Annotated in this window: 24 protein-coding genes and 1 tRNA gene; 12 read left to right on the plus strand and 13 right to left on the minus strand. The window is 52.0% G+C overall.

What is annotated here, in order from left to right:
- Positions 1–2,319, minus strand: coding sequence for an alpha-xylosidase (gene yicI / locus ENTMO_RS0101285; protein WP_010426451.1), 2,319 nt, complete (start codon positions 2,317–2,319; stop codon positions 1–3).
- 12 nt (positions 2,320–2,331) lie between these two features.
- The gene (locus ENTMO_RS0101290) at positions 2,332–3,723 is read right to left on the minus strand and encodes a glycoside-pentoside-hexuronide family transporter (protein ID WP_010426452.1); all 1,392 of its coding nucleotides are present in this window, start codon (positions 3,721–3,723) and stop codon (positions 2,332–2,334) included.
- Positions 3,724–4,011: 288 nt separating this feature from the next.
- Between ENTMO_RS0101290 and ENTMO_RS0101295 the strand changes: the two genes are divergently transcribed.
- From ENTMO_RS0101295 to ENTMO_RS0101310, 4 genes are all read left to right on the plus strand, one after another.
- A tRNA-Sec gene (locus ENTMO_RS0101295) sits at positions 4,012–4,106 on the plus strand.
- A 230-nt stretch (positions 4,107–4,336) separates the two neighbouring features.
- Positions 4,337–5,416, plus strand: a complete 1,080-nt coding sequence (locus ENTMO_RS0101300; RefSeq protein WP_010426454.1) for a DUF262 domain-containing protein — start codon at positions 4,337–4,339, stop codon at positions 5,414–5,416.
- Positions 5,413–6,543, plus strand: coding sequence for a DUF3696 domain-containing protein (locus ENTMO_RS0101305; RefSeq protein ID WP_010426455.1), 1,131 nt, complete (start codon positions 5,413–5,415; stop codon positions 6,541–6,543). The genes ENTMO_RS0101300 and ENTMO_RS0101305 overlap by 4 nt, the downstream gene beginning before the upstream one ends.
- The gene (locus ENTMO_RS0101310) at positions 6,543–7,487 is read left to right on the plus strand and encodes a hypothetical protein (RefSeq protein ID WP_010426457.1); all 945 of its coding nucleotides are present in this window, start codon (positions 6,543–6,545) and stop codon (positions 7,485–7,487) included. The genes ENTMO_RS0101305 and ENTMO_RS0101310 overlap by 1 nt, the downstream gene beginning before the upstream one ends.
- A gap of 180 nt (positions 7,488–7,667) precedes the next feature.
- Here the strand turns inward: ENTMO_RS0101310 and ENTMO_RS24870 are convergent, their stop codons facing one another.
- Positions 7,668–7,832, minus strand: a complete 165-nt coding sequence (locus ENTMO_RS24870) for a YlcI/YnfO family protein (protein ID WP_010426460.1) — start codon at positions 7,830–7,832, stop codon at positions 7,668–7,670.
- Between the two features lie 127 nt (positions 7,833–7,959).
- Here ENTMO_RS24870 and ENTMO_RS0101320 point away from each other — a divergent pair, with 127 nt between their 5' ends.
- Positions 7,960–8,301, plus strand: coding sequence for a SymE family type I addiction module toxin (locus ENTMO_RS0101320; RefSeq protein WP_010426461.1), 342 nt, complete (start codon positions 7,960–7,962; stop codon positions 8,299–8,301).
- Between the two features lie 59 nt (positions 8,302–8,360).
- The gene (locus tag ENTMO_RS0101325) at positions 8,361–9,398 is read left to right on the plus strand and encodes a virulence RhuM family protein (RefSeq protein WP_010426462.1); all 1,038 of its coding nucleotides are present in this window, start codon (positions 8,361–8,363) and stop codon (positions 9,396–9,398) included.
- Here the strand turns inward: ENTMO_RS0101325 and ENTMO_RS0101330 are convergent.
- The 3 genes from ENTMO_RS0101330 to ENTMO_RS0101340 form a co-directional block, all read right to left on the minus strand.
- Positions 9,395–9,835, minus strand: a complete 441-nt coding sequence (locus tag ENTMO_RS0101330) for an acetyltransferase (RefSeq protein WP_010426464.1) — start codon at positions 9,833–9,835, stop codon at positions 9,395–9,397. The two genes, ENTMO_RS0101325 and ENTMO_RS0101330, sit on opposite strands and share 4 nt — an antisense overlap.
- A 66-nt stretch (positions 9,836–9,901) precedes the next feature.
- Positions 9,902–10,948 (minus strand): class I SAM-dependent methyltransferase, encoded by a 1,047-nt coding sequence (locus ENTMO_RS0101335; protein WP_010426467.1) that lies wholly within the window; start codon positions 10,946–10,948, stop codon positions 9,902–9,904.
- Positions 10,949–11,026: 78 nt separating this feature from the next.
- Positions 11,027–11,551 (minus strand): lipocalin family protein, encoded by a 525-nt coding sequence (locus ENTMO_RS0101340; protein ID WP_010426469.1) that lies wholly within the window; start codon positions 11,549–11,551, stop codon positions 11,027–11,029.
- A 117-nt stretch (positions 11,552–11,668) separates the two neighbouring features.
- Between ENTMO_RS0101340 and ENTMO_RS0101345 the strand changes: the two genes are divergently transcribed.
- The 4 genes from ENTMO_RS0101345 to ENTMO_RS0101360 all read left to right on the plus strand — a co-directional run bounded on the left by ENTMO_RS0101345 (position 11,669) and on the right by ENTMO_RS0101360 (position 15,201).
- A complete protein-coding gene (locus ENTMO_RS0101345; protein ID WP_010426471.1) occupies positions 11,669–12,394 on the plus strand; it encodes a MerR family transcriptional regulator in 726 nt (241 codons plus the stop codon).
- Between the two features lie 99 nt (positions 12,395–12,493).
- Entirely contained in the window at positions 12,494–12,904 is a 411-nt protein-coding gene (uraH, locus tag ENTMO_RS0101350; RefSeq protein WP_010426473.1) for a hydroxyisourate hydrolase, read from the plus strand.
- 102 nt (positions 12,905–13,006) lie between these two features.
- A complete protein-coding gene (locus ENTMO_RS0101355; protein ID WP_010426475.1) occupies positions 13,007–13,966 on the plus strand; it encodes a YbgA family protein in 960 nt (319 codons plus the stop codon).
- Positions 13,967–14,112: 146 nt separating this feature from the next.
- Positions 14,113–15,201 carry an AAA family ATPase gene (locus tag ENTMO_RS0101360; RefSeq protein ID WP_010426477.1) on the plus strand — a complete coding sequence of 363 codons (1,089 nt, stop codon included), beginning with the start codon at positions 14,113–14,115 and terminating at the stop codon, positions 15,199–15,201.
- Between the two features lie 38 nt (positions 15,202–15,239).
- Here ENTMO_RS0101360 and ENTMO_RS0101365 read toward each other — a convergent pair whose 3' ends face one another.
- The 6 genes from ENTMO_RS0101365 to ENTMO_RS0101395 form a co-directional block, all read right to left on the minus strand.
- Positions 15,240–15,695, minus strand: coding sequence for a hypothetical protein (locus ENTMO_RS0101365; protein ID WP_010426480.1), 456 nt, complete (start codon positions 15,693–15,695; stop codon positions 15,240–15,242).
- A gap of 189 nt (positions 15,696–15,884) precedes the next feature.
- Complete coding sequence (locus tag ENTMO_RS0101375; RefSeq protein WP_010426483.1) at positions 15,885–16,133, minus strand: hypothetical protein; 249 nt, start codon at positions 16,131–16,133, stop codon at positions 15,885–15,887.
- Positions 16,134–16,244: 111 nt separating this feature from the next.
- Positions 16,245–17,198 carry a GlxA family transcriptional regulator gene (locus tag ENTMO_RS0101380; protein ID WP_010426485.1) on the minus strand — a complete coding sequence of 318 codons (954 nt, stop codon included), beginning with the start codon at positions 17,196–17,198 and terminating at the stop codon, positions 16,245–16,247.
- Positions 17,199–17,223: 25 nt separating this feature from the next.
- Positions 17,224–18,003 carry an MBL fold metallo-hydrolase gene (locus ENTMO_RS0101385; protein ID WP_010426488.1) on the minus strand — a complete coding sequence of 260 codons (780 nt, stop codon included), beginning with the start codon at positions 18,001–18,003 and terminating at the stop codon, positions 17,224–17,226.
- Positions 18,004–18,098: 95 nt separating this feature from the next.
- Positions 18,099–18,899, minus strand: coding sequence for a lipoprotein NlpA (gene nlpA, locus ENTMO_RS0101390; protein WP_010426489.1), 801 nt, complete (start codon positions 18,897–18,899; stop codon positions 18,099–18,101).
- A gap of 188 nt (positions 18,900–19,087) precedes the next feature.
- A complete protein-coding gene (locus ENTMO_RS0101395) occupies positions 19,088–20,572 on the minus strand; it encodes an MDR family MFS transporter (RefSeq protein ID WP_010426491.1) in 1,485 nt (494 codons plus the stop codon).
- Between the two features lie 93 nt (positions 20,573–20,665).
- On the opposite strand from ENTMO_RS0101395, the gene ENTMO_RS0101400 reads away from it, so the two are divergent.
- Positions 20,666–21,313 carry a TetR/AcrR family transcriptional regulator gene (locus ENTMO_RS0101400; RefSeq protein WP_010426493.1) on the plus strand — a complete coding sequence of 216 codons (648 nt, stop codon included), beginning with the start codon at positions 20,666–20,668 and terminating at the stop codon, positions 21,311–21,313.
- On the opposite strand, the gene ENTMO_RS0101405 is transcribed toward ENTMO_RS0101400, so the two are convergent.
- The gene (locus ENTMO_RS0101405) at positions 21,310–21,729 is read right to left on the minus strand and encodes a GNAT family N-acetyltransferase (RefSeq protein WP_010426495.1); all 420 of its coding nucleotides are present in this window, start codon (positions 21,727–21,729) and stop codon (positions 21,310–21,312) included. The two genes, ENTMO_RS0101400 and ENTMO_RS0101405, sit on opposite strands and share 4 nt — an antisense overlap.
- Positions 21,730–21,915: 186 nt before the next feature.
- Between ENTMO_RS0101405 and ENTMO_RS0101410 the strand changes: the two genes are divergently transcribed.
- The gene (locus tag ENTMO_RS0101410; RefSeq protein ID WP_010426497.1) at positions 21,916–22,485 is read left to right on the plus strand and encodes a TetR/AcrR family transcriptional regulator; all 570 of its coding nucleotides are present in this window, start codon (positions 21,916–21,918) and stop codon (positions 22,483–22,485) included.
- Positions 22,486–22,520 lie beyond the last annotated feature (35 nt).

Below are 22,520 nucleotides of genomic sequence, written 5' to 3' on the forward strand. Positions count from 1 at the left end.
TTAAAGGTGAACCACCACCTCATTCCCCTCCGCTTTCACCATCACACCCCACTCGCTGCCCGCGTGTGAACCGCCCTTCACGCCGCTCACCTTCTGCACGTTGCGCAAGCACACCGACCAGTTTTTCGCGTCTCCCACGCCGGTAAAGGTCACGATGTCGCCCTGACGTGACGCCTTCAGCGTAAACGCCACGGAGCCGTCCGCCACAGGCACTTCACTCACCGCCGTTGCGCCGTCGTCCAGGTTAAACAGCTGGAAGGCCGTCCCCTCGTTCCATGCGTAGTCCGGCTTCTGGTTATTGTTACCCAGCGCCAGCAGCGTGTTATCGCGCACGTAGACCGGCAGGCTCATGAAATCGTGCTGCTGCTTATGCCAGCGGCTGCCCTGAATTTCGTCATTGTGCCACAGGTGCGTCCATCGGCCTTCCGGCAGGTAGAACTGCACGTCGCCCACCTCGGAGAACACCGGCGCAACCATCACCGCATCCCCCAGCATGTACTGGCGGTCGAGGTAATCACACGCCGGATCGTCCGGGAACTCCAGCATCATCGCCCGCAGCATCGGCGTACCGAACTCGCGGGCCAGCGCCGCCTGACGATACAGATACGGCATCAGCTGACATTTCAGCTGCGTAAAGTGGCGAACCACGTCGCAGGACTCGTCATCGTACGCCCACGGCACCCGGTAGGATTTACTACCGTGAAGGCGGCTGTGGCTGGAGAACAGCCCGAACGCGCACCAGCGCTTGTAGACGTGCGCCGGTGCGGTGTTTTCGAACCCACCGATATCGTGGCTCCAGAACCCGAAGCCGGACAGGCCAATCGACAGCCCCCCGCGCAGGCTTTCGGCCATCGATTCGTAGTTGGCGTAGCAGTCGCCGCCCCAGTGTACCGGGAACTGCTGCGCCCCGACGGAGGCAGAACGGGCAAACAGCACCGCCTCTTCTTCTCCCACCGTCTCTTTCAGCACGTTCCACACCAGCTCGTTATAGAGATAGGCGTAGTGGTTGTGCATCTTCTGCGGATCGGACCCGTCGCACCACTGCACGTCCGTCGGGATACGCTCGCCGAAGTCGGTCTTGAAGCAGTCGACGCCGATGTCCACCAGGCCTTTCAGCTTGTCGGCATACCACTGGCACGCTTCCGGGTTGGTGAAGTCGTAAATCGCCAGCCCCGGCTGCCATTTGTCCCACTGCCACACGCTGCCGTCCGGGCGCTTGAGCAGGTAGCCCTTCTCTTTCAGTTCCCGGAATACCGGTGACTTCTGGCCGATGTACGGGTTGATCCACACGCAGACCTTCAGCCCTTTCTCTTTCAGACGGCGGATCATCCCTTCCGGGTCCGGGAAGGTCGCCGGGTCCCACTCGAAGTCGCACCACTGGAAGGCCTTCATCCAGAAGCAGTCGAAGTGGAAGACGTGCAGCGGCAGGTCGCGCTCGGCCATGCCGTCGATAAAGCTGTTTACCGTGGCTTCGTCGTAGTTGGTGGTGAACGAGGTGGTCAGCCACAGGCCGAACGACCACGCAGGCGGCAGCGCCGGACGCCCGGTAAACTGCGTATAGCGGTTCAGCACCTCTTTCGGCGTCGGGCCGTCGATCACGAAGTACTCCAGATATTCGCCTTCGACGCTGAACTGCACTTTGGAGACTTTCTCCGAGCCAATTTCGAAGGAGACGTTTTCCGGGTGATTGACCAGCACGCCGTAGCCGCGGTTGGTCAGGTAAAACGGAATATTTTTGTAGGACTGTTCAGTGCTGGTACCGCCGTCGCAGTTCCAGGTATCGACCCGCTGACCGTTGCGTACCAGGGCGGTAAAGCGCTCGCCGAGACCGTAAACCGTCTCCCCCACGCCCAGATCCAGCCGTTCGAACACGTAATTGCGGTCGGTAGTGGCGTCCTGCACGTAGCCGTTGTTTTTCAGCTGGCTGCCGGTGATGCGCTGCCCGTCGCGCAGGAAATCCAGCGCCCAGAACTCGCCTTTGGTGACGCGCACGCTGACGCTTCCGCTTTTCAGCTCAGCAAAATCGGCGTTGTTTTCAATCTCGACCTTCGCATCTTTCAATACGTTGAGCGGATAATGCGGGCCGTTATTCAACGCGCCCTGGAAGTGCTCGATGCGCACCCCGACAATCCCCTCCTGCGGGGCAAACAGGCGAACCGTGAACATCAACGTGTCGAGCTGCCAGGCGCGTTCCCGCACGTCGCGTGGTGCCACGTACACCACCAGGTCGTTATCCTGCCGCTCCACGTCGAACACCTGAACCGGATACGTCACGCTCAGCCCCGGTTGAATAAGCCAGTTTCCATCACTGATTTTCATACTTTCGTCCTCTTAGTTCTGTAATTCTTTGCTGACCGGCAGGTTTTCAAACTCCTGCTGATTGCGACGCGCGCCCTGCGCCAGCTCGCCCATGATTTTGGTCAGGAAAGGGGTTTTCAGCGTGTAGTAACGTTTGGCGATGATGGCGCTCAGCACGTAGCAGACCGCCGGGGCCAGGGTAAACAGGCCGATAATGATGCTGATGGTCGCGCTGTTCTGGGTCTTGGCTGCCGCGTCGTAGCCGCCGCCGGCCAGCATCCAGCCGATCATCGCCCCACCCAGCGCCAGGCCGAGCTTCAGCACGAACAGCGTGCCCGCAAAGCTGATGCCAGTCAGGCGCTTGCCGTTAGTCCATTCGCCGTAGTCGACGGTATCGGACATCATCACCCACTGAATCGGCGTCACCAGCTGGTGCAGCACGCCGATGACGAAGATAAAGGCGAACATCAGCACGGTGGCGTGCATCGGCACGAAGAACATCGCCACGCTGACCACCGCCAGCGCGGCGTTGGTCCACCAGAAGATGCTGACCTTGCATTTCCAGTCGGTGAGGGGTTTCGCCAGCGCGGAGCCGATCAGGTTGCCGACGCAGTAGGTGGTGAGGAAGGCGACGAACACCTCCGGCGAGCCCATGATCCAGGTGCAGTAGTACATCATCGCGCCGCCGCGCACGCAGACGGCGAGGATGTTGAGGATGGTCAGCACGCCGACGATGCGCCACTGGTCGTTGTGCCAAATGTCGCGCAGGTCTTCCCGCATGGACGTGGTGCTCGGCGGCACCTGGATGCGCTCTTTGGTGGTAAAGAAGCAGAACGCCAGCATCAGGAACGCGACCACCGACAGCACGGCGATGCCGCCCTGGAAGCCGAACGCCTTATCGTCGCCGCCAATGAGGTTCACCAGCGGCATCATCAGCACCGTGGAGAGCATGCCGCCCGCGGTCGCCAGCACAAAGCGCCAGGACTGAAGGGAGATACGCTGCGTCGGGTCGTTGGTGATCACGCCGCCCAGCGCGCAGTACGGGATGTTGACCACGGTATAGAGCAGGGTCAGTAGGGTGTAGGTAACGGCAGCGTAAACCATTTTACCGTTGAGGCTGAGGTCCGGCGTGGTGTAGGCCAGCACGCAGACGATCCCGAACGGGATGGCACCAAACAAAATCCACGGACGAAACTTGCCCCAGCGGCTGCGGGTGCGGTCGGCAATCAGCCCCATGCACGGGTCGGAGATCGCATCCAGCGCGCGCGCCAGCAGGAACATGGTGCCGACAAACCCGGCGGGAATGCCAAAAATATCGGTGTAGAAAAACATCATGTACAACATGACGTTATCAAAAATGATGTGGCTGGCGGCATCTCCCATGCCGTAGCCAATCTTCTCTTTTACTGACAATACTTCGCTCATCTTTTTTTATCCTTCACGCTGTAGGATGCGCTGAGACCGGTTACAGAGTTTTAAACCATTGTTTCAGGAGCGGGTATTGCGTTTTCTGGTTAGCAGATTACGTTTCTTGTTTTTTGTGATCGCGGTAAATGTTGATAGCACGAAGGGCTAACATGAGGATTTTCTTAGGAATTAACTGAAACAGGGGTGTACAGGTCAAAAGAGAGGTGAAAAAAGTGGTGTGGGGTATGTGGTAAATGTCTGAAAGTAGCTATAATGCGCCCCGCCTCCATGTAGCAATCGAGGCGCGGAAGATCGTCATCTCCGGTGAGGTGGCTCGACTTCAAATCCAGCTGGGGACGCCAGCGTTCCCGGGCAGGTTCGACTCCTGTGATCTTCCGCCAAAATTCCAAGTTTCGAAATCACACTTGTCACTTAAAATCCCTAAATTTTTAAGAGATAGGTTGAATCCATGGTTATCTAATGCCAATCTAACTCGCAGTAAAACACTTCTATAACGAGAAATTGTTGATGCATAAGTTCATATAGGAATTATTATAAACCTAACATGTGCTTGAGCATAACTGTAAGCACCATCTCAATTTATAGTTTATTAAAATTTGGAGAAAACTATATGGAAAACACAGATAACGAAGATATTGAAGGTTTAGATGACAATGCTGAATTATCATTAGGAGACTATCCAATTGATACAGTATTGATTAGAAATGAGCCTCGTACCGTTTTTGACGTTATTCGAAGGATCGAAAAAGGTGGGTATGTTATGGATCCAGACTTTCAGCGTGAGTTTATTTGGCCTGAAGATAAGCAAAGTAAACTAATTGAATCTGTTCTTATGAGAATACCATTCCCTGTCTTCTATCTCGCAGAAAACAGTAGAGGGCAAATGGTTGTTGTTGATGGACTCCAGCGATTATCAACTCTTCAGCGTTTTTTGAATGATGATTTAAAGCTGAAATTAAAAAATCAATCTGAATTGGATGGAAAAAAATTTTCAGACTTACATCCTAAACTGCAAAATAGGGTAGAAGATTGTAATCTAATTTTATATCTAATTGATTCCAAAGTTCCAGCACAGGCACTTTTAGATATCTTTGAACGTGTAAATAGTGGGGTTCCATTAACCCGTCAACAAATGAGAAATTGTTTGTACATGGGCAAGGCCACAAGATTTTTAAAAGAAGAAGCAAATTCCTCTTTATTTAAAAAAGCTACTGGCGAAAGCTTAACACAGAAAACAATGCGGGATAGAGAGTTTGTAAATCGCTTTGTAGCTTTTAAAACCCTTCCATTAAATGAATACAAAGGAGACATGGATGACTTCTTAGCAAAAGCATTGGAAAATATAAATGAAAATGAAAATATTTCTCTTGAAAAAATTTCAAACGATTTTAGAAGAAGTTTAAAGAATAACATTACTATTTTCGGCAAACATGCTTTTAGAAAATATAGTGACAAAAATAGCGCCAGGAGTGTAATAAATGCTTCGCTATGGGATGTAATGTCAGTAGTTCTGTCAGAGGTTCCTGAACACATAGTTGAATCAAGGAAAAAAACAATTGAAGACAGTGTGCTAAATTTATTCTCAGATGATAATTTTTCACAGTCAATTACATTGGGAACCAGCCAAGTAAACAAAGTTAAATATAGATTCGCTTGTGTCAGACAAGTCATCGAGGAGGCTGTATTATGATCAATAAATTAGCTCTTGAATATTTTAAATGTTTTGAAAATATTCAAATCGATCTTAAGAATTTGAATGTTTTATCTGGGGAAAATGCTTCCGGAAAATCATCATTAATACAATCTATTCTTGTATTAAATCAAACAATGCATCTAAACGAATGGTCAAAAAAACTAATTCTCAATGGGTCCAATATAAATTTAGGAACTGTTTCAGATGTAATTGATAAAGTTAATGGAAGAAATCTTATTAAGATTAAATTCTCTGATGATGAAAGTGTGGTCAGCTGGACATTTTCAGGAGAACGATCACAATTATCTATGCAAATAGATAATGTTCAAATCGATAGCAAGATCGTTGAATCGCCTTCTATTTTACAAGATCTGCTTCCCCCTGAGTTCAATGATTCTAATATAGTTTCTACGCTTAGGGATATGACATATATAAAAGCAGAAAGATGTGGGCCTCGTGACTTTTATACACTAATAGATAATGAAGAGAAAAAAACCACCGTTGATGGTGAACATTCGATAGCCTTACTTTTTAATAACTTAGACAGCGATGTATCTCAAGATCTTGTGCTTAATACAGCTCCACCAACTCTTTTCCAACAAGTTCAAGCTCGAATGAGAGAATTTTTCCCAGGATTTGAATATAAAATTGAATCCTTGGAAAAAATAAATGCAGTTACACTCGGAATAAGAACATCTGAAGATACAAATTTTCATAGACCTATGAATGTAGGTTTTGGGTTAACACAAATTTTACCAATTATAATTTCATGCCTCACCGCTAAAGAAGGTGACTTGCTTATAATTGAAAACCCTGAGGTGCATTTACACCCTAAAGGTCAAGCTATGATGGGTGAGTTTTTAGCAAAGGTCGCTAATACTGGAATACAAATTATAATTGAAACTCATAGCGACCATGTTTTAAACGGCATCAGAAGATCTGTTAAAAGTAAAAAAATAGATGATAGGAAAGTTGCGTTTTATTTTTTCAACAACAGAACCTTTAATGAAAGTCAGATAATCTCTCCACAGATTGACGAAAATGGAAGGATTGACCATTGGCCTAATGGTTTTTTCGATCAATTCGATAAAGACATAAGTTTTCTTGCTGGATGGGATTTATAATGACAATATTATTTAATGAAAAATCTTTAAATGATGATATACAAAGCAAAGAACAATTATTCGAACAAATAAAACATGTTATGCGAGCACGGCAATATCTTCTACAAAAAGCTTTAAATATTTATTGCAAGCGCGATTTTATAAACTATAGACTATCTAATGACGAGACCATATTTAAGTACGTGATGGGTTTTGAAAAAACTGAAAAAATTGATGTTCTTACTTGGCTATCCAAAGCTGGTCCGTTTTGGGATGACGAACAGTTACATTCTCTAGAGGATTTATATGTACATGATAAAGAAGAGGTTACAGGTACGGCATTAGCTGAAGCTGCAGCACAATTATTCTGCGATGAGGAATGCGAAATTTTTAGTTTAAAAAATGAAAAATATTTGGAAAGCAGCATTAAAATCACTTGGATAGATAATAATAAACACAATGATTTTCTAATAAATAATCATACCACCATGATTTCATTAGAGGAAAAAATAAAACAATCTAACAAGTCTATAGAGAGCTGGAAGAGGCTTGAGGAATTAGCAAGGAGTGAATTTCAAAACTTAAGCTTTATTCATGAATGTTTTATTCCATTATATAAATTACCTTTCCATAAAGCGGCATCAAAAAGTATTATGGAAAAATTAAATGTTTTAAATCAGATAAAAGATTGTTTCGATAGCTCAGGTAAATTCACAGCGTTAGGTCATGAGATTTATAAAAACCATTTTACTGGTGATAAAGCATGGTTTAGTGATTCTTCAGATGGGGAAAAAATAGATTTTGCAAATGAGATGACTTTTGAATTAATTAAAAGTGATAAACGTTTATGCGCTTGGCATGGTAAAATAAAAACCCCACAGTTAAGAATCCATTTTTCTTTTCCTATTGAAAAGGAAACCCCATTATATATTGCGTACATCGGGGAAAAAATAACAAAAAAATGAAAGCACTAGAATAAAGATGAGTTCTGAATTCAAATACCCCCCCTCAAAAATACATGAATGACAAAATATTTATTTTGAGGGTTTTAAAATCATTTAACATACTAACAATATTATTCCTGAACACAAATTTCAATAAACATTACGGAAGATTATTTCAGTAAGAATTTTCCAAGTGAGAATTTAACAATTTTTATTGAGTCTCATCCTGCAAGCCTCCTTCACCCACTTACTAAAATTCCCTTTCCCCGCCGCCTTCTCAATCTGCTCCAAAAGTTCATCCTCAAATCGGATGTTCTTCATCGTGCTCTTGGTGCGGTCAAAATTAGGTTTCTTTTTTTCTTGCATGGTAGGTACCACTTCGGTTAATTTATCTGCATGTGGTACCTACCACATGGATTCGGAATTCTGCAACGCCCAGCAGTGTTGGAGCACTAAAGGGCGTCTAACCTCACCAACTATCAAGGAGTTGATTATGGCTGATTCGCATTCTACCCCAGACACCGCCCAATCCGGAACCGAGCGTTCGTTAATTGTGGGATACCGCCCGAATGTTTTCGACAAATCCACGCCAAAAATCATCCTTTCCGGCAAGTGGCTGCGCGCGGCGGGCTTTAATACCGGACAGCAGGTCACGATAAAAGTCATGAAAGGATGCATCGTTCTGGTGGCGTATAACGAGCAGGAGCAGAGGTTGCAGGACGATTATAAACGCACGAAAGCAAAACTTATTGAGATAGAGAACGCGCTTGCAGCGATCCAAACTCCGCGTGCTGGAAAGCGCCTCGCAAAATCAAATACAAACCACCTGGCTTAGCGGCTGTTTCTGGCATACTACACGCTGGTAAGGTTAATCATTCGAAAGAGGGAGGCGACATGGCAGATCAAGACATAATCCAATCTCCAGCAGGTGAATTTGTTATGTTTGCCAGTGATGATGGAACTGTACGCATCACATGTCGCTTTGAACACGAAACGCTCTGGCTGTCGCAAGCGGCCATTGCGGCTCTTTATCAGGTCACTCCTCAAGCCATTACTCAGCATATTAAAGCGATTTACGAAGAGGGTGAGCTTGAACAAAAAGCAACTTGTAAGGCTTACTTACAAGTTCAGCAAGAAGGTCAGCGCAAGGTCAATCGCAACACACTTCACTATAGCCTGCCCGTCATTCTCGCTATCGGCTATCGCGTCCGCTCCGCGCGAGGTACCCAGTTCCGCCAGTGGGCCACCCAAACGCTACAAGAATACCTGGTAAAAGGCTTCGTTATGGACGACGAGCGTCTGAAAAATCCACCTGTCGGATCATCCGCCGTACCTGACTATTTCGATGAAATGCTGGAACGCATTCGCGATATACGGGCCAGCGAACGCCGGGTCTATCTCCGCGTGAGGGAGATTTTTGCATTAGCCGCTGATTATCAGCCATCACTCAAAGAAACCACGCAATTCTTCCAGACCATCCAGAATAAACTGCATTTTGCCTGCACGGGCCATACCGCTGCTGAGTTGATTCACCAGCGCGCGGATGCCACTCAACCGCATATGGGGCTGACCAGCTATAAAGGCGAAGAAGTCCGTAAAAGCGATGTCACCACTGCAAAAAATTATCTGTCTCAGGATGAGGTGAGCGAACTAAATCGCGTTGTTAATATGTGGCTCGATTTTGCCGAAGATCAGGCCAAACGCCGCAAGCAGGTATTTTTACGAGACTGGCAAACCAAGCTCGATCAGTTCCTGCAATTTAACGACCGGGGCGTTTTAGAAGGCGCAGGCAAAATCAGCAAGAAAGCGGCTGATGAAAAGGCGTGCTCAGAATACATCGAGTATGAAAAGAAGCAGCGCCTGCTGAAAGAAGCCGAGGGTGAGAAAGATATTGTCGGCTTATTAAAATGGGATAAGCAGGCTAAGCACTAATCCCGATTCAACCGCATATGCAACAGCGGAAACGGATTCCCCTGCCCGTCCACTTCCGAGCGCCCGACCTGCTCAAACCCCATATGGCGATAAAACGCGACGCCCTGCGGATTTTGCTCATTCACGTCCACCTCGTTCGCGCCGAACGCTGTGATGGCGTGTTGCAGCAGCAATTTCCCGACGCCCTTCCCGCGGCTCACATCGTCAACAAACAGCATTTCAATGCGGTTTTCATCCACGCCTAAAAAGCCATGAATAACGCCTGCGTCATCGCGGGCCATCACGCCGGTGAGGTTTGGCAGATACGCGTTGAGCAATAACGGGCGCAGCGCCGCAATATCGCTTTCCTGTAGAAAGTGATGGGTGGCGCGAACGGAGGATTCCCAGATCGCGACCAGACGTTCGAATTGTGTGGGGAGTGCGGTTTCTATTTTCATGGGGGGATCATGATTGGAAAACCGAACTATTTCAAGCCACGCTTTGCGGTCTGTTCCCCCCTCACCCTAACCCTCTCCCTCAGGGAGAGGGAACTGACCGTGCGGTTTTTCATCCCCTACCCTCACCTCCATCACCGCGTACACCCCGTCCTTCGGCACCACCACGGTGACGTTTTCCACCGGCACGCCCGCCGCGAGGTGGATATCCTGCAGCTGCTGTAACGACCTCGGGTAAATATCCTCCCAGCCGATCCCCCGCAGCACAAAGTCAATTTGCGGGCTGCTGGTCAGCATGTTCGATACAATCACCGCCCCGCCGGGCTTGACCAGCCGCAGCGCGCGCTGTAGAAAAATCACCGCATCGGTATCGTTGAAGTATTCGAAAATCCCCAACGCATCAACTAGTTCGGCCTGATGCTCGCCCAGCTCCAGCAGCAGGTCCTCGTTACGCACCAGCGTATGGAGCAGGTCGCGTCTGAGGAGGGTTAGCTGTTCGCCCACCACAATCCCTTCCTGCGCCGCCATGGTTTCGGCCCAGCTCAGGGCGACGGCATCTTTATCGACCAGCGTGAGATACACGTGCTGACCATCAAGTTCGGCATTGCGGAGCGCTTCCAGCACCGGGATGGCGGCCCCGCTCGCCAGGCTGACCCAGTTATTTTCACTTTCGTTGTGAATGTATTTCTCCACCAGCGCGGCCAGCACGCGGGCGCGGGAGCGCACGCCGATGGCATCATTGGCGTGGATAAACCACTGGCGACTGTCGCTGTCCATTTTCGTCCCTTCAGGGAGACGCTCTTCCAGGGGGTTTTGCACCACAAAAAGTGCCAGCGCAGAGGGAACCAGCCGGGTTCGCCACGCGGTGAGCGCCGGACGGTTGCGAAAGGCTTGTTCGGAATAGCGGTTCTGCGGGACAAGCACCGCCTGGCCGCCCTCTTCCCATTCAACAAAAGGAGGGCGGAGCGCCGGATCGGCTTTCAGTCCCCGATCGATGGCATTTATCTCCCGGACGGTATCGTCTTTCATCGGCCACCGATCGCTGACGTCGGGAAAGGACGCACTGAAAATCGTCATATTTTCCGGTGCATCGCCGCGAAAAGGCTGCCAGTTCATATCGTCTTTCCTCCGTTAGGCTTTTAACGGAAGTCTATCCAGGCGAGCCAGTAATACCCTACGAAGAAAGCACGATCTTCACTGCTTCACCCACACCAATTGATCGGTTTGGAAGCCCAGACCGCGCGCGGTGTTCAGGTAATCCTGTTTCACCGCATCCGGGATGGTTGGCGTGCGCGACAGGATCCACAGGTAGTCGCGGTTCGGGCCGCTGACCAGCGCGTATTGGTACTTATCGTCCAGTTTGATCACGTTATACCCGCCGTAGAACGGGCCGAAGAAGGACACCTTCAGCGCGGCCGTGGTCGGTTCGCCGGTAAAGTAGGCTTTACCCTCGCTCTCATTCCACTTGTTCTTCACCGGGTCGTAGCCGCGGTTAAGCACGCTGATGCCGCCGTCGCTGCGCTTATCGTAGGTGGCGGTAACCTGCTCCAGGCCGCGTTCAAAGCGGTTTTCCAGGCGAGCGACTTCGTACCATTTGCCAAGATAGCGGCTGGCGTCAAAACCGGAAATGGGTTGCACGCCCTTCGGCGGGGTGGGGGATTTACAGGCTACCAGCGTCAGGGCAATGGCAACACCGGTCACAACAGGCCATAGCTTCATGAGAATTCCTTTCATTTGCACGGTTGGAAATTAAGTGTAGTGCACCGCGGCGGCGCTTCATCCCGTCCGCGAAAATTCGTAGTATATTGAGAGTATTCCTCAACTCTGGACACGGACATGGCTTACTCCATCGGCGAATTCGCCAGACTCAGCGGGATCACCGCCACCACGCTGCGGGCCTGGCAGCGGCGCTACGGCTTACTCAAGCCTCAGCGCACGGAGGGCGGCCACCGCCAGTACAGCGATGAGGACGTCCAGCAGGCGCTAAAAATCCTCGACTGGGTAAAAAAAGGTGTCCCGATTGGCCAGGTCAAACCGCTGCTGGAGCGCCCTACGTCGCGCCTGACCAACAACTGGCTCACGCTGCAGCAGACCATGTTACAGCGCCTGCAGGACGGCAAAATCGAGTCCCTGCGCCAGATGATTTACGACGCAGGGCGCGAGTACCCAAGACCAGAACTGGTCGCGAACGTGCTGCGTCCGCTACGCAGTCAGGTATCGGCAAACGTCGCCGCCGCCATGACCCTGCGGGAGATCCTCGACGGCATCATCATCGCCTACACCTCGTTTTGCCTGGAAGGCGATAAAAAAGCGCCAGGCGACAACATCCTGCTCAGCGGTTGGTACCTGAATGACCCGTGCGAGGTCTGGCTCGAAGCCTTAACCCGCACCGGGCAAGGCCACCGTATCGATATTTTACCCACGCCGCCCGCCACGCTGGCCCCGGAGATTTTCCCGGACCGCCACTGGCTTCTGGTCACGCGCGGTAAACTCACCGCCGCGCGCAAAAAGCAGATCGAGCAGTGGCAGCAGCAGGTATCGCTTGAAGTGATTATCCTCTAATCATTTTCTCCTGTGGGAATCTTCACGAAAAGTTGAATATTTTCCCGCGCCACAAATGCTAACGTTTTCCTGTGACCGACAACCCCACAGGAAAACACAATGAAAAAAACTGCCTCTCTGCTGATGCTGACTACCCTGGCCTTTGCCCCTGCCGCCTTTAGCGCCCCTGCCGGCACGCTGAGCGTACACATTCTTGACCAGCAAACCGGGATGCCGCCATCGGACGTTACCGTCACGCTGGAAAAACAGCAGCAGGACAAATGGACCCCAATTACCAGCGGCAAAACTGACCATGACGGCCGCATCAAATCGCTTTATCCGCAGGATCAGGATATGCAGCCCGGCGTCTATAAAGTGACCTTTAAAACCGCAGATTACTTCCACGGGAAGAAGCTGGACTCCTTCTTCCCGGAAATCCCGGTGCTGTTCACCGTAACCCGCACCAACGAAAAGCTGCACATCCCTCTCCTGCTGAGCCAGTACGGTTATTCAACTTACAAAGGCAGTTAAGAAACGTTGATTTTAAAGGGAAATAAAAAATAATTCCGCTAATACTTGGACAAATTAGTCATGTTGTGTAAGTTTTAAAGAGAAGAACGGGAGGACCACACCATGACAACAAAACCTGTGCTCGGTATTAGCGGATGTTTGACCGGGTCTGCCGTTCGCTTTGACGGCGGACACAAGCGTATGGGCTTTGTCATGGATGAACTGGCCCAGTGGGTGAGTTTCAGGCCCGTCTGCCCGGAAATGGCGATTGGCCTGCCGACGCCTCGCCCGGCCATACGCCTGACGCTGACGGACAGCGGCGAAACGCAGCTCCGCTTCAGCAAACCACCCCATGATGATATTACGCAGAAAATGGCTGACTTTACGGCGGACTATCTGCCTAAAATCGGCGATCTGTCGGGATTTATCGTCTGCGCGAAATCACCAAGCTGCGGCATGGAACGCGTGCGGCTGTATGATGAAAACGGCAACCGGGGCCGCAAGGAGGGTGTCGGGCTGTTCACCGCCGCCCTGCTTGAAACCTACCCGTGGCTGCCCGTGGAGGAAGACGGTCGGCTGCACGACCCGGTGCTGCGGGAAAACTTTATCGAGCGGGTATTTGCCCTGCACGAGCTGAACACGCTGCGTGCTCAAGGCCTGACGCGCCGCGCGCTGCTGGATTTCCACAGCCGCTATAAATTGCAGCTGCTGGCGCACCATCAGGCGGGCTACCGCGAGATTGGCCCGTTCGTTGCGTCGCTGCATGAATGGGAAGATCTGGACGCTTTCTTCGTGGCGTACCGCGAAAAGCTGATGACGATCCTGAAAAAGCCCGCTTCGCGGAAAAACCATACCAACGTGCTAATGCATATCCAGGGCTATTTCCGTAACCAGCTGAACAGCCGCCAGCGCGTCGAACTGCGCGATGTGATCCTGCACTATCGCGACGGGCTGCTGCCCATCCTCGCGCCGCTGACGCTGCTGAAACACTATATGGCCGAATACCCTGACCGGTATCTGATGACGCAAAACTACTTTGATCCCTATCCTGATGATTTGGGTCTGCGTCTGGCAGTAACCTGACGATAAAAATGCGAAGGCCCAATTGACCCATAGAGGCCCAAAGCAGTACCCCGTTTAGACGACATCCTCACTGTCGTCTCTTTTTTGCATTCCACGCAAAATACTGTAATTATTTACAGGCCAGTAACGCAAAAAAGGGACTGCCTGTGATCACCACCCTGCACATTCAAAACTACCGCTCGATTCGCGAAATGTCGCTGGAGCTGGAACAGCTCAACATCGTCTTTGGCCCAAACGGCACCGGAAAATCAAATATCTACAAAGCGATCCACCTGATGCACAGCGCCGCGCAGGGGCAGTTTTCGCAGGCACTGGCGAACGAGGGTGGGATTTTAAAAGTCTTCTGGGCAGGCAAAACCCGCAGCGACCAGCTGCGGCGAATGAATTTAGCCGTTGAAACCGAAACCTACGAATACGAGCTGCAGGTAGGCTTTGTCGAAAAACTGCCTTACCCCTCACAGTTTCAACTCGATCCGGTGATCAAAGAAGAGTCCATCTGGCTGAGTGGTCAGTACCGACGCCCGTCCTCCCAGCTGATGAAGCGTAAAAATCAGGCCGTATTTCTGAACAACGTGCATCACGAGAAAGTCACCCACAGCGGCACGTTGTATGAGAACGAACCGGTGTTCGGCCAGCTTGGCGAGCCGCATCTCTACCCGGAAGTGTCGCAGATGCGAGAGTCGCTGCGTAACTGGCGCTTTTATCACGAGTTTTCCGTCTCATCCGGCTCGGCCATGCGCGCGCCTCAGGTCGGTTTCCGCTCCCCGGTGCTGGCCAGCGACGGCGCAAACCTGGCGGCGGCGTTTCAGACCATCGTGGAAATTGGCGACGAGCTGCTGCTGATGCGCATTCTCGACCAGGCCTTCCCCGGCTGCGTGTTCTACAGCGACAACACTGGCGGACGCTTCCGGATGATGATGCAGCGTGAAGGGCTAAGCAGACCGCTGGAGCCGGCGGAGTTCTCCGACGGCACCCTGCGTTTTCTGTGCCTGGCGGTGGCGCTATTAAGCCCGCGCCCACCGGCGTTTATCGCATTGAACGAACCGGAAAACAGCCTGCACCCGCAGATGCTGCCAGCCCTTGCGAGCTTAATCGCCGAGGCCAGCCGCTACTCGCAGATCTGGCTCACCAGCCACTCGCCGGAGCTGGCGACGTTGATTGAGAAACAGCGATCGTTTTCGCTGTATCAGCTGTCGATGGTGGAGGGGGAGACGAGGGTGGAGAGGCTGGGGTAGTCTCCCAGAGTATGGGGACTATTTTTTCGCATCTCGCTTCAGCGAATCATGCCAATAAAGAACCCCAGATACCCGGCCCTGCTTAACCATAAAAAGGGGCTGATGAGGCCGGACCGCCGGATATTAATCAACTCTCTCATGGGGGCTAGACCATCATTTTTGATAACGATATTTTTTGCGCAATAGCGACAGTGCATAATTAGAAAGAAAACCCCGGCGATCACGAGACCAAAATAGCTTTCTCGACTCCCCCAAAAATGTGCGCTTAATTTTAAATAAGTTAATCCCCATACGCTTAGTAAAAAGATGATAAATGAACATGCTGCGATATTCATCTCTCGCTTACTGCCCAGCCCAAAAAAGAGCGCATCAAAGAAAAACATAGAGGTAAAAGGTGAATGGACGCTTCTTCCTGTCACTTTACTAAAGCGAAAAAACACGGCCGTTCCAACTACAAAAGCGAAGAGTGCAATTCCTAATAATACGTAAATCATTTCGTGAGTCCTTTTTGCTGCCTCATTCAATACACCTATCTGTTCTTCGACAGGTAAGAAAGAATATTATCGGCATCAGGCTTGTTTGGTTGAGGCTTAGTACGCCAGACATTTTCTTCTTCCGCTATGTGCTCTCCTGTATCAGGCTCCTCACCCTGCTTAGTATCGGCTGGGGTAGCCATACCCAACTTACCTGGGTGGGTCTTCGGATCGGTTCTTTTCCTTCGCCATAATGCACTGTATTCCTCCAATGAGGATCCCACCGCTAATGGCAAGGGTAATAGCTTCAACAAGATCGCTAATTGGAAAATCAAATTGTCCGATGAAAAAGAAGCTGACCAGGGCAATCAACAAACGTCCAAATAAAAGCGTGGCAAATATTCCTGCTATCCAAACAGCGACCAGTAATAAGAATAATTTTACCTTTGTAGTAATCATTATTTTCCTCTGTCTGAATGCGGCAAACTGGTGAAGGGCTGTAACCGCTAGCTTCTGTAAGTTCCTGAATGCTCGAATTTCTTAACCTTTCGTTATGACAGAACTTGCACGCTAGTTCTGCAGACGAAACGTCTTCCGCCACTCCGCCGGACTCACCCCAAAACGCGCCTTAAACTGCTGTCGCCAGGTGACGGCGGAATTAAATCCCACCAGTTCAGCCACGCGCTCAATCGGCATATTTCCGGCTTCAAGCAGGATCTGGCTGCGCCGCAGGCGCTCGGCGGTAAGCCAGTCGGCAACGCTCATCCCCGTGGCTTTAATAAAATGACGCGTCAGGGTGCGGCGGCTCATCGAAACCACGTCCGCCAGCGAGTCAAGGCTATGCGGTTCGGTGATGTGCTTCTGTAGATAGTCGATCAGGCAATTGATACGTGCATCGCGGGTGTCATTCGGAACAGGCTGAGCAATAAACTGCGCCTGACCGCCCTCGCGGTGCGGCGGCACAATCATCCGCCGGGCAATCTGGTTGGCGACCACGCTGCCAAACCGCTGGCGAATGATATACAGGCAGCAGTCCAGCGCAGCCGCGGTTCCGGCAGAGGTGATAATATTACCGTCATCCACGTAGAGCGCATTGATATCCAACTGGACGTGCGGAAAGAGCGACTGGAACTGATTTTCGAACTCCCAGTGGGTGGCAGCGCGCTTGCCGTCGAGAATGCCCGCATAGCCCAGCACAAACGACCCCAGACACAACCCGACGATTTCAGCGCCATTGTCTCTCGCCTGCACCAGGCTGTCGATCAACATCTGAGGCGGGCGTTCCAGGATGTGCTGCCAGTAGGGCACGACAACAATATCAGCCTGCTCAATGACGGAGTAATCCTGCGTAGCATTGAGCGAAAAACCGTCTTTTGATGTCAGAAACCCTGGTTTTTCAGCGCAAATCGTGACATTAAATCGCTTTTCGCCCGATACCGTATCGCCAAACAAAATGCAGGGAACGGAGTAGTGGAATGGGCTAAACCCGTCCACCGCGACAATGGCAACATGTAATAGTGACATCACTCTCTCCTTCCCTCCGTGGTGCTCAGAATATAACGCTTTCACCATCCTGGGGAATGCTCAATGCATCACTAAACTGGTTGGCTTCGGCGTATTCACGCAGCGCGCGGCGGGTCAGTAGACAGTGGTTGATGGCCTCCATATGGGTCGCCACAATCTGCGCCTCAGGCAACAGAAAATGCACGTTCAGCACGTCCTGCTCCCCCATGATAATGGGGCCAAAGCCAATCACATGCGCGTAACCGGCGTTCACAACCACGACATCCGGCTGGTGCTTTTGCATGTCGGCCGCCACCTCTTCGCGCCAGATGGTATCCCCGGCGATATAGAGCGTCTTTTCGTCAGGATGACGGAAGACGACGCCGCAGGCCTCGCCCAGGCGCTCCGCCAGGTCCGGCACGGCATAAGCGCGATCGGTTCCGTGCTGGCCGCCGTGGGTTTTCACGATGCTTACGTCATCAAATGCGGTCTCTTCGGTCATCACCGTCAGGTGGGTAAATCCCTGGCTGCGCAGCAGCGCGGCGTCGCTGTCGTTTTGTACATAAATCGGTTTGTCTTTGGCGATCTGTGCAATGGCGGTTTGATCCCAATGATCGTCATGCGTGTGGGTGACAATCACCGCGTCGGCATCGAGCAGCGTAGTAACCTCAACAGGCAGGTCAACGGTCGGGTTACGAATATCTGCATGCGCCGTGCCCGGGAAACCGGGGTAAGCCCCTTTCGGCGCGAGCATGGGGTCAACTAAAAAACGTTTTCCCGCGTAGGTAATCAGCTGAGTGGCATTGCGAATCTGAGTAATGTTCATGGGCTATCCTCCGGTGGGTGTGATAAGGAGAATAGCCCGTGACCACGCGTTACGATGTGGGCTAAAGGGCGATGATCGATGGAATTGGGCCAAACTTACCAGCCTGGCACCGCGCCGCCGTTGAAGATCGTTTCGGCCGCTTTTGCCACCTCAGGCGACTGATACGACTGTATGAATTCCTTCACGTTTTCCGCATTTTTATTGTCTTCACGCGTCACGACAATGTTCACATACGGCGAGTTTTTATCTTCAATGAAGACGCTGTCATGAACCGGCGACAGGCCGGTTTGCTGGAGGTAGGTGGTACTAATAATGGCGACATCCACCTTCGGATCGTCCAGCACGCGCGGCAGCTGCGCGCCTTCCAGCTCCATAATCTTCAGATTTTTAGGGTTTGCGGTGATATCCAGCGCCGTCGGCAGCAGGCCAACGTCCGGCTTCAGGGCAATCAGCTTCTCTTTTTGCAGCAGCAGCAGCGCGCGACCGAGGTTGGTTGGATCGTTAGGAATGGCAATCGTTGCGCCGTCTTTCAGTTCATTCACCGATTTAATCTTGCGGGAATAGCCAGCCATCGGGAAAACGAAGGTGTTTGCAACGGCAACCAGCTTGTAGCCGTGCGCCTTGTTATCTTCTGCGAGGAACGGGCGGTGCTGGAAGACGTTGGCATCCAGCTCCCCCTGGTTAGTGGCATCGTTGGGCAGCAGCGATCCGCTAAAGCCCACCAGCTCCACGTCCAGACCGTATTTCTCTTTTGCCACCTTTTTAGCGACCTCCGCCACGTCCTGCTCGGCACCGTTAATCACGCCGACCTTAATGTGTTTGGCATCATTGCTGCTTTGGTCACAGCCCGCGAGCAGCAGGCCAGTCAGGAGAAGCGCACCCAGTCGAAGTTTCACGAGACAGTTCCTTTTGTTAGACGTTTTGAAGACTATATCGACAACGCGACGGCGCGCTAAAAAACGAAAAGGAATCAATAAGAAGGATAAGTTATATGCGGCCTATTACCGGGTGGCGCTGCGCTTACCCGGCTTACGCGCGGAGGTGTTGTAGGCCCGGTAAGCAAAGCGCCACCGGGCGATGGGCCTCACGCCTGCCGACGCAGCGGCGCTTCCCGTAAAAACCACGACAGCGCAAACGCCAGCACCATAATCCCTGCCGCCAGCAGGAATACCGCATGAATGGCCGAGCCGAAGGCATCAAGGTAGTCCAGCCTCAGAGCGTCAGGCAGATGGTGGATGGCGGTCGGGTTCAGCTCGCGCGGCAGTTCCGCGCCTTCCGGAAGGCTGTCCATCAGCCCCGATTGCAGAATATTCGTGAATACCGCGCCAAACAGCGCAACGCCAATGCCCCCGCCAATGGAACGGAAGAGCGTGACGCCAGAGGTGGCTACGCCGTATTGATCCGCCGACACGCTGTTTTGCACCGCCAGCACCAGCACCTGCATCACCAGTCCCAGCCCCATGCCCAGCACGCTGGTGAACAGATAAAGCTGCCAGGTTGGCGACGTGATTGAAATGCGCGTCAGTAAAAACATCCCCACCACGCCGAGCAGCGTGCCGAGGATCGGGAACAGGCGATATTTCCCGGTACGGCTGATGATCCGCCCGCTGATAATCGAGGTCAGCAGCAGCCCGCCCATTAGCGGAATGAGCTGCAAACCGGCCTGCGTTGGCGTGGCGTCTTTCACCACCTGCAGGTACAGCGGCAGGAAGGTCACTGAGCCAAACAGCGACATGCCGATGATAAAGCCAATCAGGCTGCAGAGCAGGAAGCTGCGGTCGCGGAACAGCGACAGCGGAATAATCGGCTCCCACGCCAGCCGCTCCTCATAGATAAACCCGGCAATGCCCGTCAGGCCAAAGGCCAGAATGCACCACAACTGCGGGTCGCTCCACGGGCGAACGGTGCCGCCTTCGGTGGTAAACAGGATGATGCACAGCAGCGCCATGCTGAGGTAAATCGCCCCCAGATAGTCAATCTCGTGCTTGCTGCGCCGCGCGCTGCCGTGAAATACCGCGCCTATTACCAGCAGCGCAAACAGCCCCAGCGGCAGGTTGATGTAGAAAATCCAGCGCCAGGATGCGTGCTGGACGATAAACCCGCCGATCAGCGGCCCGATGACCGTCGCCAGGCCAAACACGCCGCCAAACAGCCCCTGATAGCGCCCGCGATCGGCTGGCGGGATCACGTCCGCCACGGCGGCCATGCTGATCACCATCAGGCCGCCGCCGCCCAGCCCCTGCAGGGCGCGCATCAGCACCAGCTGGGTCATGTTTTGCGCCAGCCCGCACAGCGCGGAGCCCACGAGGAACAGCACTATGGCGATTTGCAGGACAATTTTGCGACCAAAAAGATCGCCGAATTTACCGTACAGCGGCACCACGATGGTGGAGCTGAGGATATAGGCCGTCACTACCCAGGAGAGCTTATCCAGGCCGCCCAGCTCACCGACAATGGTAGGCAGCGCCGTAGAGACGATGGTTTGATCAAGCGCAGAAAGCAGCATCACCAGCAGCAGCGCGCTGAACAGCAGCTTAATCGACGGAGCTTTTTGCGCGGGTGGGTTCATGACGTCGGATTCCATAAGAGATCGCTTGAAATTAATTAATCGCATAATTAATATTTGTGGAAGTGATGAATAAGATCAAGAGGCACCGTGGTCATGCCAGTATTAAAAGACAATTCTGAACCGCGCCGCCCCGGCCGCCCTCGCGGGGGTAAACGCGTCACCGCCAGCCGCGAACAGCTGCTGGATATCGCCCTGAACCTCTTTTCCCGTCAGGGGATCGCCAATACCTCACTCAACGCCATTGCCAAAGAGGCGGGCGTCACGCCCGCGATGCTGCACTATTACTTCAACTCCCGAGAGCAACTGCTGGATGCGATGATTGAGGAGCGTTTCCTGCCGTTACGCGAGCGGATCGGGACAATTTTCGCCGATAACCGGGATTCGCCGGTGAACGCCCTGACGGAAATGGTTAAAGTGCTGGCCGAACTGGCGGAACAGTATCCCTGGTTTGCACCGCTGTGGATGCAGGAGGTGATTGGCGAAATGCCGGTACTGCGCACCCATCTTCAGGCGCGGTTTGGTGACGAGAAGTATCAGGCGACGCTTGCCACCCTCAAAGGCTGGCAGCAGGAAGGGAAGCTGAATCAGGCGCTGGCACCGGAGCTGCTGTTTACCACCTTGCTGAGCCTGGTGCTGGTGCCGTTCTCACGCATGCGCAATGACGAGAGGCTAAAATCCCTCTCGCCGGAAATCATTGTCCGTCATGCGCTTGCCGTAATCGGCACCGGGATCGGCGGTTAAAGCGCCTTTGCCAGATAGTGGCGCTGCATGCCCGCATAGGGGTAATCCTGCAGCGACATCTGCAGCTGGTAGCCCTGCTTTTCATAGAACGGGCGTGCCTGGAAGCTGACCGTATCCACCAGCGCGTGCTTGCAGCCCTGGCGTCGGGCTTCATCTTCTGCCGTTTTGATGAGCTCGCTGCCGACGCCGGAACCGCGCACGCTATCGCTGACCCACAGAAAATCAATATTTAACCAGTCGCCTTTACGCACCCCAATTAGCCCGCCGAGCATGATCCCTTTTTCGTCCCGCACGTAAACGCCAATATCCCCGCTGAAGTTCGCCAGATCTAAAAACTGCCCGTTATAGGCTCTCAGCCCCGTTAATAACTCTTCTTTCTCTTCGGGTGCGACTTTTTTAGTAATGCTCAACTGCATATTGTTCTCCTTATTTTCAGCGCAATCTGAATATCTCACAGCTTAACCTTCATAAAAACTCCTTATTTCCTCCATTGTTTAATCCAGGAAATATTCATTCAATATGTAAATAAAAAAAGCCTTTCCAATACGCACCTAAAACGTATAATGAGAACGATCATTCTCACTTTTACACGGTAGCAGACGATGAGCACAAAGCTGGAAGAACGACAAAAATTGCGCCAGGACGAGATCATCACCGCCGCGCGCCGCTGCTTTCGCGCCAGTGGGTTTCACGCCGCCAGCATGTCGCAGATTGCCAGCGAGGCAAAGCTCAGCGTCGGACAAATTTACCGTTATTTCAGCAACAAAGACGCGATTATCGAAGAGATGATCCGCCGCATCATCGACTCGCGCATCGAGGAGATGCAGGGCAAAACGCTGGTTGAAGGGATGCCGCAGGCCCTCGCCTGGCGGCAAACGCTCAACGAGGATGACGATGCGCTGATGCTGGAAATGTCCGCCGAGGCCACGCGTAATCCTCAGGTTGCTGCCATGCTGATCGAAGCCGAATCGCGCATGTTCACCAACGCCTGCGCGCACCTGAAAAAGCAGTTCCCCCACCTGAGCGATGAGCATATTCGCTGCTGCGTGGAGATTACCGCCGTGATGATCGAAGGAACGATTTACCGTCGACTCGCGCCGTTAAAAGTACCGTCAGAACAATTAGAACCTCTTTATCAGGATATTTTAAATATGCTTTTCTCTGCGAAGTAATCGCATATGAATAATTAGCGGGAATAAGTAATTCC

Origin of the sequence: Enterobacter mori LMG 25706 (assembly GCF_000211415.1) — a bacterium.
GTDB lineage: Bacteria > Pseudomonadota > Gammaproteobacteria > Enterobacterales > Enterobacteriaceae > Enterobacter > Enterobacter mori.

Coding starts and splice junctions, on each gene's coding strand:
- yicI (WP_010426451.1), bottom strand. CDS start 2,319: ATGAAAATCAGTGATGGAAACTGGCTTATTCAACCGGGGCTGAGCGTG.
- ENTMO_RS0101290 (WP_010426452.1), bottom strand. CDS start 3,723: ATGAGCGAAGTATTGTCAGTAAAAGAGAAGATTGGCTACGGCATGGGA.
- ENTMO_RS0101300 (WP_010426454.1), top strand. CDS start 4,337: ATGGAAAACACAGATAACGAAGATATTGAAGGTTTAGATGACAATGCT.
- ENTMO_RS0101305 (WP_010426455.1), top strand. CDS start 5,413: ATGATCAATAAATTAGCTCTTGAATATTTTAAATGTTTTGAAAATATT.
- ENTMO_RS0101310 (WP_010426457.1), top strand. CDS start 6,543: ATGACAATATTATTTAATGAAAAATCTTTAAATGATGATATACAAAGC.
- ENTMO_RS24870 (WP_010426460.1), bottom strand. CDS start 7,832: ATGCAAGAAAAAAAGAAACCTAATTTTGACCGCACCAAGAGCACGATG.
- ENTMO_RS0101320 (WP_010426461.1), top strand. CDS start 7,960: ATGGCTGATTCGCATTCTACCCCAGACACCGCCCAATCCGGAACCGAG.
- ENTMO_RS0101325 (WP_010426462.1), top strand. CDS start 8,361: ATGGCAGATCAAGACATAATCCAATCTCCAGCAGGTGAATTTGTTATG.
- ENTMO_RS0101330 (WP_010426464.1), bottom strand. CDS start 9,835: ATGAAAATAGAAACCGCACTCCCCACACAATTCGAACGTCTGGTCGCG.
- ENTMO_RS0101335 (WP_010426467.1), bottom strand. CDS start 10,948: ATGAACTGGCAGCCTTTTCGCGGCGATGCACCGGAAAATATGACGATT.
- ENTMO_RS0101340 (WP_010426469.1), bottom strand. CDS start 11,551: ATGAAGCTATGGCCTGTTGTGACCGGTGTTGCCATTGCCCTGACGCTG.
- ENTMO_RS0101345 (WP_010426471.1), top strand. CDS start 11,669: ATGGCTTACTCCATCGGCGAATTCGCCAGACTCAGCGGGATCACCGCC.
- uraH (WP_010426473.1), top strand. CDS start 12,494: ATGAAAAAAACTGCCTCTCTGCTGATGCTGACTACCCTGGCCTTTGCC.
- ENTMO_RS0101355 (WP_010426475.1), top strand. CDS start 13,007: ATGACAACAAAACCTGTGCTCGGTATTAGCGGATGTTTGACCGGGTCT.
- ENTMO_RS0101365 (WP_010426480.1), bottom strand. CDS start 15,695: ATGATTTACGTATTATTAGGAATTGCACTCTTCGCTTTTGTAGTTGGA.
- ENTMO_RS0101375 (WP_010426483.1), bottom strand. CDS start 16,133: ATGATTACTACAAAGGTAAAATTATTCTTATTACTGGTCGCTGTTTGG.
- ENTMO_RS0101380 (WP_010426485.1), bottom strand. CDS start 17,198: ATGTCACTATTACATGTTGCCATTGTCGCGGTGGACGGGTTTAGCCCA.
- ENTMO_RS0101385 (WP_010426488.1), bottom strand. CDS start 18,003: ATGAACATTACTCAGATTCGCAATGCCACTCAGCTGATTACCTACGCG.
- ENTMO_RS0101395 (WP_010426491.1), bottom strand. CDS start 20,572: ATGAACCCACCCGCGCAAAAAGCTCCGTCGATTAAGCTGCTGTTCAGC.
- ENTMO_RS0101400 (WP_010426493.1), top strand. CDS start 20,666: ATGCCAGTATTAAAAGACAATTCTGAACCGCGCCGCCCCGGCCGCCCT.
- ENTMO_RS0101405 (WP_010426495.1), bottom strand. CDS start 21,729: ATGCAGTTGAGCATTACTAAAAAAGTCGCACCCGAAGAGAAAGAAGAG.
- ENTMO_RS0101410 (WP_010426497.1), top strand. CDS start 21,916: ATGAGCACAAAGCTGGAAGAACGACAAAAATTGCGCCAGGACGAGATC.